The organism is Empedobacter sp. UBA5036 (assembly GCF_002415215.1).
Lineage (GTDB): Bacteria > Bacteroidota > Bacteroidia > Flavobacteriales > Weeksellaceae > Empedobacter > Empedobacter falsenii_B.
The window spans coordinates 1-13693 of the sequence record NZ_DICC01000027.1; the positions used below are offsets into that span (position 1 = coordinate 1).

The 13693-nt window shown below is 31.1% G+C and carries 14 protein-coding genes; 8 read left to right on the forward strand and 6 right to left on the reverse strand.

What is annotated here, in order from left to right:
• The first annotated feature begins 160 nt into the window (after window positions 1-160).
• On the forward strand, window positions 161-424 hold the full coding sequence (locus B4J88_RS05045) for a hypothetical protein (RefSeq protein ID WP_286495225.1): 264 nt from the start codon (window positions 161-163) through the stop codon (window positions 422-424).
• Here B4J88_RS05045 and B4J88_RS05050 read toward each other — a convergent pair.
• The 4 genes from B4J88_RS05050 to B4J88_RS05065 form a co-directional block, all read right to left on the reverse strand.
• The gene (locus B4J88_RS05050; RefSeq protein WP_291066662.1) at window positions 418-2004 is read right to left on the reverse strand and encodes a hypothetical protein; all 1587 of its coding nucleotides are present in this window, start codon (window positions 2002-2004) and stop codon (window positions 418-420) included. The genes B4J88_RS05045 and B4J88_RS05050 overlap by 7 nt on opposite strands.
• Window positions 2005-2496: 492 nt before the next feature.
• Window positions 2497-4059, reverse strand: a complete 1563-nt coding sequence (locus B4J88_RS05055; RefSeq protein WP_219034487.1) for a hypothetical protein — start codon at window positions 4057-4059, stop codon at window positions 2497-2499.
• A 4-nt stretch (window positions 4060-4063) separates the two neighbouring features.
• Window positions 4064-5110: an HlyD family secretion protein gene (locus B4J88_RS05060; protein WP_280037837.1), complete on the reverse strand. Its 1047-nt coding sequence runs from the start codon at window positions 5108-5110 to the stop codon at window positions 4064-4066.
• Between the two features lie 2 nt (window positions 5111-5112).
• Window positions 5113-6444, reverse strand: coding sequence for a TolC family protein (locus tag B4J88_RS05065; RefSeq protein ID WP_260391946.1), 1332 nt, complete (start codon window positions 6442-6444; stop codon window positions 5113-5115).
• Between the two features lie 161 nt (window positions 6445-6605).
• Between B4J88_RS05065 and B4J88_RS05070 the strand changes: the two genes are divergently transcribed.
• The 3 genes from B4J88_RS05070 to B4J88_RS05080 all read left to right on the forward strand — a co-directional run bounded on the left by B4J88_RS05070 (window position 6606) and on the right by B4J88_RS05080 (window position 8597).
• Window positions 6606-7418 carry an AraC family transcriptional regulator gene (locus tag B4J88_RS05070; protein WP_038336064.1) on the forward strand — a complete coding sequence of 271 codons (813 nt, stop codon included), beginning with the start codon at window positions 6606-6608 and terminating at the stop codon, window positions 7416-7418.
• A 15-nt stretch (window positions 7419-7433) separates the two neighbouring features.
• A complete protein-coding gene (locus B4J88_RS05075) occupies window positions 7434-7961 on the forward strand; it encodes an NADPH-dependent FMN reductase (RefSeq protein WP_221855853.1) in 528 nt (175 codons plus the stop codon).
• Between the two features lie 69 nt (window positions 7962-8030).
• Window positions 8031-8597 carry an NADPH-dependent FMN reductase gene (locus tag B4J88_RS05080; RefSeq protein WP_260391945.1) on the forward strand — a complete coding sequence of 189 codons (567 nt, stop codon included), beginning with the start codon at window positions 8031-8033 and terminating at the stop codon, window positions 8595-8597.
• Between the two features lie 61 nt (window positions 8598-8658).
• On the opposite strand, the gene B4J88_RS05085 is transcribed toward B4J88_RS05080, so the two are convergent.
• On the reverse strand, window positions 8659-9075 hold the full coding sequence (locus B4J88_RS05085) for an OsmC family protein (protein WP_291066664.1): 417 nt from the start codon (window positions 9073-9075) through the stop codon (window positions 8659-8661).
• Window positions 9076-9267: 192 nt separating this feature from the next.
• A complete protein-coding gene (locus tag B4J88_RS05090) occupies window positions 9268-10359 on the reverse strand; it encodes a M42 family metallopeptidase (protein ID WP_219034484.1) in 1092 nt (363 codons plus the stop codon).
• 61 nt (window positions 10360-10420) lie between these two features.
• Here B4J88_RS05090 and B4J88_RS05095 point away from each other — a divergent pair, with 61 nt between their 5' ends.
• The 4 genes from B4J88_RS05095 to B4J88_RS05110 all read left to right on the forward strand — a co-directional run.
• A complete protein-coding gene (locus B4J88_RS05095; RefSeq protein WP_291066666.1) occupies window positions 10421-11074 on the forward strand; it encodes a DUF4294 domain-containing protein in 654 nt (217 codons plus the stop codon).
• Between the two features lie 72 nt (window positions 11075-11146).
• Entirely contained in the window at window positions 11147-12130 is a 984-nt protein-coding gene (pfkA, locus tag B4J88_RS05100) for a 6-phosphofructokinase (protein ID WP_260391944.1), read from the forward strand.
• 31 nt (window positions 12131-12161) lie between these two features.
• The gene (gene gap, locus B4J88_RS05105; RefSeq protein ID WP_286495233.1) at window positions 12162-13166 is read left to right on the forward strand and encodes a type I glyceraldehyde-3-phosphate dehydrogenase; all 1005 of its coding nucleotides are present in this window, start codon (window positions 12162-12164) and stop codon (window positions 13164-13166) included.
• A 199-nt stretch (window positions 13167-13365) separates the two neighbouring features.
• Window positions 13366-13693 (forward strand): transposase (locus B4J88_RS05110; RefSeq protein ID WP_291066668.1); only part of this gene is annotated, 328 nt, incomplete at its 3' end.

A 13693-nucleotide genomic window follows, 5' to 3' on the forward strand; every position in this document is an offset into this window, starting at 1 on the left:
AAAAGACGGTAGAGGGGTGTAAAACAAGAATTCTAGGTAAAATTAATGCACAAACAATGAATAAGTAAATTATTAAAATAGACTTAAATCGAAATAGTAATAATCTAAAAACGAAAAGTATGTAAAATGCAAAACGGGTATCTTTAATAAAATAATTAAGATGAACAAAGAAAAACCTTTGAGCGAATTAACATTAGAAGAATTAAATGAAAAAAGAAAAAAAGTTAATAAACTTAATCTTAGCATTCAAATTCCTTTATTACTCATTGCAATCGTTTTATTAATTCTGAAGATGACAAACAAATATGATATCAATGTAACATTCGTTATTTTATTATCATGTTCTGTAACTTTTATTCCTCTTATAACAGGTTTAGCGAAAATAAATGCAGAAATCAATACCAGAAAAAAAGCGAATCAATGAGTTTCTTTTCTCTTTTTCCTAAGATGTAAAATTCCTTTGATTGGATTATAAATCATAATAAAAACCATCATTACAATTCCGAAATAAAATAAGGTTCTAAAAATTTGAATATCTGCGATCAACAAAGCTTGATTATACAATTGAGATTTTAGATTGCTTGCTGTCAAACTGATAGACTCATTTACTAAATGAGTTGTATCGTGTTTATTGAATAGATTATTCCATTGTTCTTGAAAAATTGTATTGGTAATATCTAAATTTTTCGTCATCAAAAATTGATGTTTAGTCGTCAAGAAAAGAATTGCATTTTGCATAATCGAAAAACTAATTGTTGACGACCAATAACGCATTGCAACTGCTGCTTGCATGGTATTCATAGAAAAATTAGCATGTACAGAACATACCATATATTGCAAAATTGGCGCAAACAACATTCCTTGTCCCATTCCTTCCATCACCAATGGCGGAATAACTGCATTCGGACGAGTATCTGGAACCAAAATGTAACTAAACCACAACATAGCAAACGTTAAACAAAAAAAACCTCCAAAAAACACATACTTATATTGCGTTTGAAATTGTGTTATGATGTAATAAGCAAACAATGCTCCAATATAAATTCCGGCACAATTATAATATTGTATTTGCAAAACAAACTCCCAATTCCATTTCCAAACAACATTCATCACTTGATAAATGTTACTCATACTCGATTTGAAAATATAAAATGTAAAAAACAACAACATACCTACAATAACTCTTTCGGAACGAAGAATCTCGAAATGGAAAATTGGTTTTTTAGACGTTAATTGTTGCAAAATAAATAAGCCTGAAAAAATAAGCATTGCAGCAAACGCAATAACGATATAAAGCGATTCGAACCAATAATATCTTTTACCATAAATCAATAAAAAAGCTCCTGCTATTAATGACATCATCATCAAAAAATAACCAGCCAAATTCAACTGATACAAAGGTTTTTTTGGATATAATCTACCATGACTAAAAAGAAATACGTAAATCAACAATGATAAAACATGAAAAAAGATGACCGTATAAATCACCATATTGAAATTATAATTTTCGATGGCAAATTTTACAATAGAGGTTGTGTATTTATCAGCCGTCATCATAAATCCATACAAAAACGTATTTCCTAATAATCGTCCATATTCACCTTTTATACGCGACATAATTAGCGGAACTATAATACAACCTTCGAGATAAGATGTTGTTCCTTGTATCACACGAAGCAAATAAATCAATTGCGTATTTGTTGTCAATGAAATCAGTAACATTAATACAATATTGATAATCGTCATAAACAATAAATAGGAACGAATATTAAAGAACTGAAAAAGCCGTTCGTTAATAAAAAGCCCACATACAATTGTTGCGTAAGCCAAAGAAAAAATGAATTGTAAATCGTCTACATCAACATCTAGAAATGAAGCTGTAAACGTACTATTCATATTGAAAAGTGAGAGAATCATCACATGCGGAATCAACGCGGCAATGAGAATTGGAAGCACCAATTTTTCTGGTATCCATTTCTTGAAAATGGGATGTTGATTGTGCATTGAGTTATTTATTCAATTTTACAATCAAGTTCAAAACATTCATTCGAAAGTTTGTCTAATTAAAAATATTTTATTGATTTCGTGATTATCTTACCTAAAAAGTAAAAAAAGGAAGCTGCCTGAGAAAAGTCAAAAGGCTAAAATGTGATTCTGAATAATAAATCGTTAAAATACGATGATTCATTTTTATAAAACTATAACAAATTTAAAATCAATAAAATACAATTAATATTTTCTATAACATTAATCATTTTTCGTTTGATTTATTTTGATGGCAAAAGTAAGTGCTGTCTCAGAAAAACAAGTTGATTATTTGAGAATATAATTTGTTCATTTACGCCATTTTTAAATTTAAAAAACTTTAAAACATCTCCTTTTTACGGGATAATTTAGATAAAACATTCATTTTTAAAAATTTGTCATAAAAAAACGTACTTGATTCTATTAAATCAAATACGTCAATTAAATTAAAAGTAATATATAAAAATTATTTTAACGATGTAAAAGTCTATTTTTTATCGGTTGATAAAGAATGACAAAAATTGCAGCAATAATTCCCACAACAAACAATGTTCGGAAAATCTCAATATTACTAACCAACAAAGCTTGGTTGTACAATTTTGCTTTTAAAGCTGCAGCAGTAATACTTTCTGCTTCGTTTGGAAGATGATTCGCAATATTTTTATTGAACAAATTATTCCATTGTTGTTGGAAAATAGGACTCGTTTTGTCTAAATTTTTGGTCATCAAAAATTGATGTTTAGTCGTCAAATATAAAATTGCATTTTGCATTAACGAAAAACCAATTGTTGTAGTCCAAAAACGAATCGCCGTACCTGCTTGTGCCGCACTACCAGTAATAGAAGGATGTACAGAACCTGTAATATACAACACTAATGGCGTAAAAATAACACCTTGCGCAATTCCTTCTAACATCAATGTTGGCGCTATTGCCTCGACTTTTGTGTCTGGATAAAACAAATAACTAAACCACAACATGCTCATGGCTAAAAGTACAAATCCAAGAAAAAATATTTTTCTGAAATCAACTTTATTCTTAACCATAAAAAATGAAAATACAACACCAATGATAGAACCAGCCACATTAAAATATTGAATCTGCAACACATATTCCCATTGCCATTTCCAAACTGTTGACATAACTTGGTAAATATTACTCATCCCAGCACGCAAAGTATAGAAAACAAAAAACATTAATATTCCTAAAATGACACGTTCTGATTTGAAAATCTCAAAATGGAACAAAGGTCGTTTGGCTGTTTTTTGATGCAATAAAAATAAACCACTAAAAACGAGTGTTGATGCAAATGCTATGATAATAATTGGCGATTCGAACCAATAATATTTTTTTCCGTAAATCAAGAAAAATGCACCAGAAATTAAGGAAATAATCATCAAGAAAATTCCTCCTAAATTTAATTGATACAATGGTTTTTTAGGAAACATTCTGTTGTGATTAAAGAAAAATACATAAATAATTAATGCAACAACATGAAAACTCATAATCGTATACACCATCATATTGTGGTTATAATTCTCAATCGCAAACTTCACGATAGAAGTTGTGAATTTATCTCCCGTTAACATTACGCCGTACAAAAACGAATAAGCAATCAATTTTGAATGTTCACTTTTAATATTCGACATAATGATTGGCAACAAAATACAACCTTCGAAAAGCGATAAAGGTCCTTGAATAAAACGCAGAATCAAAATCAATTCTGTATTTGTAGTTAATGTCATTCCAAACAATACCAAAATGTTAAGCATGGTCATTGTTAGCAAATAACTTCTGATATTGAAAAAGTGAAAAAATCGAACGTGAATAAATAAGCCACAAACAATAGTGGCATACGCCATCGAAAAAAGGAACTGCAAATCGTCGACCTCCAAATCCAAAAATGATGCTGTAAACGTACTATTCATGTTGAATATCGTCAAAATCATCAAGTGTGGAAATAGCGCAAGGATAAAAATTGGCACAACCAATTTTTGCGGAACCCATTTATTAAATATTGAATTTTGTTGTGACATTTATTTAATTTACTTTTTCTGCGGAAACATTTACATTCATTCCGGTACGTAATTTTTCGTTGTTTTTAGACTCTTTCAGAATTATTTTTACAGGAAAACGTTGTTCAATTTTCACGAAGTTTCCTGTAGCATTATCAGGTTTAATCAAAGCAAACTCAGACCCAGAAGCTGGCGAAAGTGATTCAATTTTTCCTTCAAACTCAATGTATTTGTAGGCATCAGCTTTTATAATAACTGGTTGATCCAAATCGATTTCTCCAATTTGCGTTTCTTTAAAATTTGCAACAATCCATTTCTCTTTCGAAACTACTTGCACCAAGGCCTGCCCTTCTTTTATTAACTGACCTTCTTGTATATTTTTTGTTCCAACCCAACCATCGTAAGGTGCTACAACATAGGTATATGAGAGAATAAGTTTAGCATCGTTCAATTGGGCTTTTCGTTGTAAAATTTGAGTTTTTGCAGGCGCAACTTTTGTTTGTTCTGCAGACGCACTAACATTCACGGCATTACGTTGTTGTTCCAAAGCACTCAAACTTGCTTTTGCTTGTTTATATTTCGCTTCAACTTCTTCAAACTGTTGCACGGTTGCAGCATCTTCTTGCACTAAATTTTTGAAACGATTATAATCTTTTTCCGTTCTCCAAACCTCTATTTTAGCAGCTTCTATATTTGCATTAACAATATTAACATCACTTGATTTTGTATCTACCGCTTTTTCATATGTTAAAACAGATTGCGAAGTCGATTCTAAATTTGCTTCTGCAATATCAATCTGGTTCTGAAATTCTCTATTGTCAATCACAACAAGCGTATCACCTTTGTGTACAAATTGATTTTCTTCGAAATTTACTTTTTTGATAAAACCAGAAACTTTACTCGAAACTGGCGTAATATATTGTCGCACTTGCGCGTCATTTGTATTGACATGTGAACTCGAAAAGAAATAAAACCAAGCTACTGCAGTGATTCCTATGATAATAAAAATCCAAGCAATCGCAGAAAGCGTTCTATTCATTCGTTTTTCTCCTTTTGTCTGTTGTTTTCCCATTTTTATAAGTTTCCTAAAATGTATTGTAATTGATAGTATTTTAATTGTTTGTTAATTTGCAATGAAATCAAATTCGATTGAGCTTCTAAATAAGCGTTATCCGCATCGATAAGTTCTGTAATCAAACTCAATTTGTTGATGTATTTTGTTCTAACAATTCGATAATTTTCTTTGGCTTGACCAATTGCTTCTTCCGCAATTTTTATTTTATCGATCGATTCTTCTAATCGTTTATTCGCTGCAAAAACATCATGTCGAATTTGTTCTTCTTTCTCTTCTATTTCTAATTTTGCAATTGAAATGTTACGATCTGCGATTTGCATTTTTTGTTTATTCTTGAAAAAATTACTCAACGGAATCGAAACATTTACACCAACAGAACCAAATCTGTACAAATATTCTTCTGGTGGAAAAAACATAAAGTTTGGATAATTATATCCATATTCCGCTCCAGCAGTTATTTTTGGTAATGTATTAGCTTTGGTAATTTTCTTATCAATTTCTTTCAAATTCAAATCATCTTTCGCAATTTTCAAGCTTTCACTTTGATCTATTGCTTCCAAAATCATTTCATCAACCAAACCCAAATGCTCTTCATTTGTAAACAAATCATTGGTGTCAATATGCATTTCTTGATTTTCTGGTAAGGCTAAAATTGTTTTGATTTGATGTTCAATAATCGAAATTTCATTCGCCAATTCTGTAAAAGACATTTTATGATTTGACAATTGCAATTCTGTTCTCAAGACTTCGTTGTAGGTTACCAAACCATTTTTTTTCAAGGATTCTGTTTGTTTAATCACAACCGAATCTTCTCTCATTTTATCTGAAATTAACTTTTGTTGTTCTTGCAAATGCAACGCTTGTAAATAAGCTGTGATGATTTGCATTCTCAATTCTCGTTCATCTTTTCGAACTTGCAGTTTCGAAATATTAGTTTCTATTTCAGATTTTTTCTCATCATTTTTTAATTTACCACCTAAATAAATTGGAATTTCTGCCGAAAGTGTAAAATCGTATTTCACTCGAGGAACAGCATATTTTGTAGAAGGTTTTAGAAAACCGTCTTCATATTGGCGTAAATTACTCAAAACATGAAAACCAGTATGAAAGTCTACATCTGGCAATTTCTCATTTTTAAGATCTTTCTCTTTTAATTCAGCAATATTAGTTTTTAAAGCGCTAATTTGTAATTTTTTATTATTTTGAAGTCCAATTTCAATTGCTTTGCTTAATTTCAGTTGGTTATAGTCTATTTCATTTTGAGCATAACTCAACCCACTCAGCATTAACAACAATGTAAGCAACTGATATTTAACGAATTTAAATATCATTTTGTATTATTTATAAGTCTGTTATTGATTTTTAGTGATGCAAAGTTACATTCAAAACACCTTTACCCTCTTGATAAAAAAAGAAAATAATTTGCTCATTTACGCCAAAATAAAGTAATTTGCAAAAGCAAAAATATTTCACTTTATAAAAGTATAAAACAATGTTGTTTGATCAGTTTTTTTTTAACGAAGTTGACAAATCTAAAGTCCATTTTTACATACAACATGCACATTTAGATACGATAGGAACGCGCGTACATGAACACAAAAAAGCACAATTATTATATGCAGAAGGCGGAATTGTACATGTTTTTGTAAACGACAAACATTGGTATTTGCCTGCGCGTTGTTTTATGTGGATTCCTGCAAATACGCCACATTCTATCTTAACGAATAGTAAAACAGGCGATTTGTATAACTTTTATTTCAAGACCGAAAAAGAAGAAAACGATTTTTATTCGATTACAAATATTTATTACACGAATGAGTTGTTAAGGGAAATGATTTTGTACACCAAAAATTGGAGTGGATCAATTTCGGAAAAAGATCCTGCAAAATATGATTTTGTAAAAGCCATACGATCTATTCTACCCGAAATGGAATCGAACAAATTACCTGCTTTTATTCAGCATCCATTTCCAAAAGATCAGAAACTGATTGATATTGCTCGATTTCTGATGAAAAATATCGAGAAAAACTATACAATAGATGAAGTTGCGCAACAATTTGGTTTGAGCACGCGAACATTATCTCGAAAATTCAAAGATAATATGGGAATTAATTATGTTCGATTTTTACGCGCATTACGTATCACAAAATCATTGGAATTGATTGCTGAAAATAAATACAATATGTACGAAATCGCAATGTTAGTTGGTTATAATTCGTTGTCATCTTTCAGTAATATTTTTCAGAAAGTTTCAGGAATTCGACCAACAGAATATGCGCAATTATTACACACAAAAAAACAATAACTTAAGATAAAAACTATGATTATTAAAGCTTTTGCCGGAAGTAACAGCTCTACTTCTATCAATAAACAACTCGTAACTTATGCTTCTTCTTTATTAAACAAAGATCAAATTGAGATTTTAGATTTAGATGACTTTGATATTCCTACTTTTGATATTGATATAGAAAAAGAACAAGGTTTTTCTGATGAAGTAAAACGATTTTATCAAAAACTTGTTGATTCTGATATTTTACTTATTTCATTAGCAGAACATAATGCTTGCATTACAGCAGTTTTTAAAAGCTATATGGATTGGTGCTCAAGAATTAATTATAAATTTCTTGAAGGAAAAAAGGTCTTCGTTATGAGTACATCTCCTGGTGGTTATGGAGCTAAAAACTCTTTAGAAATAGGTTCTAAATTAATTACAAAATTGGGAGGTGACATTTTAGTCGATTTCTCTTTGCCTAAATTCAACGAAAATTTTGCAGAAGATAAAATCACTAATGAAGAATTAAACAGAGAATTGATTCTTAAAATTGATGAATTTAGAAAAAAAATATAAGTTTTTATCTTTTCCTAACATAGGTCAATAAAATTTATGGTTGCTTGCAATAACTTTGCTTCATCAAAAATGAAAATACTCAATAAGAATATGAAAATTTTAGCTTTCGCTGGTAGTAACAGCAAAAAATCAATCAATAAAGAATTATTAAATTATACTTTAAATCAAATCGAAAATGCAGAAATCGATTTAGTTGACATCAATGATTTCGAGATGCCTATCTATTCTATTGACCGTCAATTAGAAAATGGATTTCCACAAGAAGCGCAGGATTTTTACAATAAAATCAAAGATGCAGAAGGTGTTGTAATTTCTTTGGCAGAACATAATGGAAACTTTTCTGTTGCATTAAAAAATATTTTGGATTGGGTTTCTCGTATCGAAATGCCATATTTGAAAGATAAAAAATTGTTGTTATTAAGTACATCTCCAGGTGCTTATGGTGGAGGAAATGTAATGGAAGTTGCAACAAAATATTTTGGAATGTTTGCAAGCGGAGAAATTGTAGCAAGCACAACTTTCCCATCTTTCAACGATAATTTCCAAAATAACGAAATTGTAAATGAAGAATTAAAAAATAAAGTATTAGCGCAAGTTAGTATCTTTCAAGAAGCTTTAACTATTGTTGAAGCTTAATTGAAAATGTATGTATTAAAAAAAGGTCTTTCGTTCGAAAGACCTTTTTTTTGTTATCAATTTAATTTACATTTATCTCGTAAGTGATATCAATTCCTCCATTTGCAAGCATATCATGTACACTACAATACTTCTTAACCGCTAATTCAGCAGCCTTATTTGCTTTATCTAAATCAATATTTCCTTTTAAGTAAAATTTGATATGAATATTTGTAAAAATATTTGGAATTTCATCTCGACGCTGACCTTCAACCTCAACTTTAATATCTTCAATTTCTTGGCGTTGTTTCTTCAAAATTTCATTCAAATCAAAAACACTACAACTTCCCAAAGCAATCAAAACCAACTCCATTGGGCGAACTCCTTTTCCTTCTCCTCCAATCGATTCAGGTCCATCAATATTTACTTTTACCGAAGAACTTGACGCAGTCGCTTCATAGTGAGAAGCCTGATTTACTCTATTTAATTCAATTTTCATCTTATTTCTTTTAAAGTATAAAAATAATCATTCTCTAAAGATTTATTCTAATATTTGATTGAATAATGATTTTCTGAATAAATTTAGCTAAATTTAAATTCAATTATAGAAATTTTTGAAGTAGATCGAAGCACAAAATAGCAACAAAGGCTGTCTCACGACAGCCTTTATATTTTTTAATCACTTTATAATTTAAACAGTATGATATTTAAAACTTTGTTCGTTTTTAATTGTTTTCACTGATTCGTAAATCAACTCGATGACATTTTTTACATCAGCTTGATGAACCATTTCTACAGTTGTGTGCATATAACGCAAAGGCAACGAAATTAAAGCTGAAGGTACACCACCATTACTATATGCAAAAGCGTCTGTATCCGTTCCTGTTACACGAGAACTTGCAGCACGCTGAAAAGGAATATTGTTTTTCTCAGCTGCATCAATAATTAATTCGCGTACATTATTTTGCACAGCAGGCGCATAATAAACAACTGGGCCATCACCACATTTTTGCTCACCTTCTTTCGATTTTGTAATCATTGGTGTCGTTGTATCATGTGTAACATCAGTAATAATCGCAACATTTGGTTTGATTGTTTGCGTAATCATTTCCGCGCCACGCAACCCTACTTCTTCCTGAACCGCATTTACAACGTATAAACCAAAATCTAATTGATCTTTATTTTCTGCCAATTTACGCGCAACCTCAGCAATCATAAACCCTCCCATTCTATTGTCTATTGCACGACAAACAAAATAACGATCGTTCAATGTAAAAAATTCATCAGGATAAGTAATCACACAACCAACGTGAATTCCAAGTTCAAGAACTTCTTCTTTCGATGTACAACCTGTATCAATCCAAATTTTATCTGGAGTTGGCGCTTCATCTTTTCCTGCTTGACGCAAATGAATTGCTGGCCAACCAAAAACTCCTTTTACAATTCCTTTTTTGGTATGAATATTAACCACTTTAGAAGGTGCTATCATATGATCTGATCCTCCATTACGAATCACATAAATCAATCCATCATCAGAAATATAATTCACAAACCAAGAAATCTCATCAGCATGGGCTTCAATCACAACTTTATACTTCGCTTCAGGATTTATTACACCATAAGCAGAACCGTAATTATCTGTTTTTACTTCATCTACATATGGTTTGATATAATCCATCCAAACTTTTTGTCCTTCACTTTCAAAACCTGTAGGTGAAGCTGTATTTAAATATTTTGTCAAAAAATCCAAAGATTGTTGATCAAACAAATTATTTGTACTCATTTTAGTTTATTTATCTAACAAATGTACTAATTTTAGGAACAATTTTTGAACTAATTCTGATATGAAATTTTATATCTATCATATAACTGTACTACTTACTTTTATTGGATTATCTAATGTTAATGCTCAAATTTTTGGGTTAGATTTAGGGGGAAAAAATCCTTCTCAAGAAATTAAAAATGATTCAATTAATTTAGATGAATTTGCGTTTAATCCTCTAGACACAATACATCTTAATGAAATGAATAGTTATTCGGTTCATTTAAAAACTGATTTAGAAAAAAAGTATTATTTATGGTTAAGAAAGCGCGTTCGCGATGTTTGGCCGTATGTAAGAACTGCTGTTAGAGAATACAATTATGTATCCGATACGATTCAAACAATGGATAAAAGACGCGATAAAAAGCGTTTCGTAAAATCTCGTCAAAAAGATTTGGCTGATCAATTTGAAAATCAATTAAAAAATATGTCTAGTTCTCGTGGACAAATTCTTACTAAATTAATCTACAAAGAAACCGATAAAACAACATATGATATTATAAAAGAATTACGCGGCGGATTGAATGCTTTTCTTTATCAAGCAGCAAGTGGCGCATTTAATATTGATCTGAAACAAACTTATGATCCGAAGCGAACACGAGAAGATTTGTATATTGCGGTTATTCTTCAACGAGATTTTGCAGACGGAACGTTAAAACCTGTCGACGAAGATTAATTTATCTTTCATACTACCAATTATAATAATATTCTGATTTTTTATTATATTTGATTTAATAAAGGAAAAAACGTGGGAAACAATATAAAAAGAATTGGTGTATTAACCTCTGGAGGTGATGCGCCTGGAATGAATGCGGCCTTACGTGCCGTTGTAAGAGCATGTAAGTACTACGATATCAAATCAGTAGGAATCCGTCAAGGTTATGAAGGTTTGATTAACAATGATATGATTGAACTTGGACCTCGTTCAGTGAAAAATATTATCAATCAAGGTGGTACAATTCTTAAAACTGCTCGTTCTTTAGAATTCAAAACTACAGAAGGTCGTCAAAAAGCATATAATCATCTAAAACAAAATAACATTGATGCTTTAGTTGTAATTGGTGGAGATGGTTCTTTTACAGGAGCAAATATATTTCATCAAGAGTTTGGTGTTCCATTTATTGGAATTCCAGGAACAATTGACAATGATATTTTCGGAACCGATTTTACAATTGGATACGATACAGCTTTGAATACTGTAATTGATGCAATTGATAAATTAAGAGATACTGCTACATCACATGATCGTGTATTTTTTGTGGAAGTAATGGGACGCGATGCAGGTTTTATTGCTTTAAATAGTGGAATTGCTTCGGGTGCACAAGATATTTTGATTCCAGAACAACGTGATAGCGTCGAAGAATTATGTTCTTCTTTAGAACGTTCAGAAAAATCTGGAAAAAAATCAAGCATCGTTGTAGTTGCAGAGGGTGAAAAATTAGGTGGAGTTTTTGAATTAGCAAAACAAGTACAAAATCGTCATCCAGAATATGATATTCGTGTAACAGTTTTAGGACACATACAGCGTGGTGGTTCTCCATCTTGTCACGATCGTGTTTTAGCAAGTCGTTTAGGAATTGCTGCTGTCGAAGGTTTACTAGAAGGTAAAACAAATCTTATGGCTGGTATTCGCTCTAATAAAGTTGTATTTACAGCGATAGATGAAGCCATCAAAAAACACAATGAGATTGACGAAGAGTTAATCAAAGTAGCTAATATTTTAGCGATTTAAACATTTAATATAAAGGGAAATTATATATACTATGTCAAAAATTAAAATTGGAATCAACGGATTCGGAAGAATTGGTAGCCTTGTTTTCGGGGTTGCTATTGAGAGAAACGATATTGAAATCGTAGGTATTAACGATTTAGTAGACGTTGATTATTTAGCTTATATGCTAAAGTATGATTCAGTTCACGGAAAATTTAACGGAGAAGTTAAAGTAGAAAACGGAAACTTAATTGTTAATGGACAAACAATTCGCGTTACAGCTGAAAGAGACCCAGCGAACTTGAAATGGGACGAAGTTGGAGCTGATATCGTAATCGAAGCAACAGGTTTATTCTTAACAAAAGAAACTGCAGGAAAACACATTGAAGCTGGAGCAAAAAAAGTTGTTTTAACAGGTCCTTCTAAAGATGATACCCCTATGTTTGTAATGGGTGTTAACCACGAATCTGTAACAGCAGAAGACACAATCGTTTCTAATGCTTCTTGTACAACAAACTGTTTAGCACCATTAGCAAAAGTAATTCACGAAAATTTCGGAATTGTGGAAGCTTTAATGACAACAGTTCACGCAACTACTGCAACTCAGAAAACAGTTGACGGACCATCAATGAAAGATTGGAGAGGTGGACGTAGTGCAATGGTAAACATCATTCCTTCATCTACTGGAGCTGCGAAAGCAGTTGGAAAAGTAATTCCAGAATTGAACGGAAAATTAACAGGAATGTCTTTCCGTGTACCAACTGTTGATGTCTCTGTAGTTGATTTAACAGTTAAATTAGCAAAAGAAACAAACTACGACGAAATCAAAAAAGTAATGTGCGAAGCTGCTGAAGGAGATTTGAAAGGAATTGTAGGATACACAGAAGATGCTGTTGTTTCTCAAGATTTCGTAGGTGATACAAGAACATCTATTTTCGATGCAGAAGCTGGTATCATGCTAAACCCTACTTTCGTTAAGTTAGTTGCTTGGTATGACAACGAAATTGGTTACTCTAACAAAGTAGTTGATTTAGTTCAGCACATCGCAAAGATTTAATTCTTAATTAATAATTAACAAAAAGGCTGTTCTCAATAAATGAATGGCCTTTTTTGGTTTAGACTTCTAAAATTTTAAGAAAATTTTATTCTTTTTTAAGACTTTTTATGACACTGTACCAAAAACTGTGTAAGTATAAAATTCTGCTTGGGTTAAAATCGAGCAGAATTTTTTTTATACATTTAATATTTACATATTTATGGAAACAAAAGACCTATTTCCGGATGATTTTTTCAAACAGTTTAAAACTGGCGATGAACTCCAAAACTTTCTCAAAGACTTACAAAAGCGAGGGATTGAAAAAATGTTAGAAGGTGAGTTAGATGCTCACCTGGATTACGACAAGTATGATTTACGCAAGCAAGAAAATGCGCGTAATGGTTATTCTAGCAAAAAGATAAAAACGAGTTATGGCGAAGAAGAAATAAAGGTCCCTAGAGATCGTGATGCTAGTTTTAATCCGATGCTTATCCCTAAACGAAAAAGCATGGTAGAAGGCTTAGAAAACGTTATTGTATCGCTTTACG

Excerpts from the sequence above, each read along its gene's own strand:
- B4J88_RS05075 (WP_221855853.1), top strand. The coding sequence starts at position 7,434 with ATGATTATTAAAGCTTTTGCCGGAAGTAACAGCTCTACTTCTATCAAT.
- B4J88_RS05095 (WP_291066666.1), top strand. The coding sequence starts at position 10,421 with ATGAAATTTTATATCTATCATATAACTGTACTACTTACTTTTATTGGA.
- B4J88_RS05060 (WP_280037837.1), bottom strand. The coding sequence starts at position 5,110 with ATGGGAAAACAACAGACAAAAGGAGAAAAACGAATGAATAGAACGCTT.
- B4J88_RS05055 (WP_219034487.1), bottom strand. The coding sequence starts at position 4,059 with ATGTCACAACAAAATTCAATATTTAATAAATGGGTTCCGCAAAAATTG.
- B4J88_RS05080 (WP_260391945.1), top strand. The coding sequence starts at position 8,031 with ATGAAAATACTCAATAAGAATATGAAAATTTTAGCTTTCGCTGGTAGT.
- B4J88_RS05065 (WP_260391946.1), bottom strand. The coding sequence starts at position 6,444 with ATGATATTTAAATTCGTTAAATATCAGTTGCTTACATTGTTGTTAATG.
- B4J88_RS05045 (WP_286495225.1), top strand. The coding sequence starts at position 161 with ATGAACAAAGAAAAACCTTTGAGCGAATTAACATTAGAAGAATTAAAT.
- gap (WP_286495233.1), top strand. The coding sequence starts at position 12,162 with ATGTCAAAAATTAAAATTGGAATCAACGGATTCGGAAGAATTGGTAGC.
- B4J88_RS05090 (WP_219034484.1), bottom strand. The coding sequence starts at position 10,359 with ATGAGTACAAATAATTTGTTTGATCAACAATCTTTGGATTTTTTGACA.
- B4J88_RS05070 (WP_038336064.1), top strand. The coding sequence starts at position 6,606 with ATGTTGTTTGATCAGTTTTTTTTTAACGAAGTTGACAAATCTAAAGTC.
- B4J88_RS05085 (WP_291066664.1), bottom strand. The coding sequence starts at position 9,075 with ATGAAAATTGAATTAAATAGAGTAAATCAGGCTTCTCACTATGAAGCG.
- B4J88_RS05050 (WP_291066662.1), bottom strand. The coding sequence starts at position 2,004 with ATGCACAATCAACATCCCATTTTCAAGAAATGGATACCAGAAAAATTG.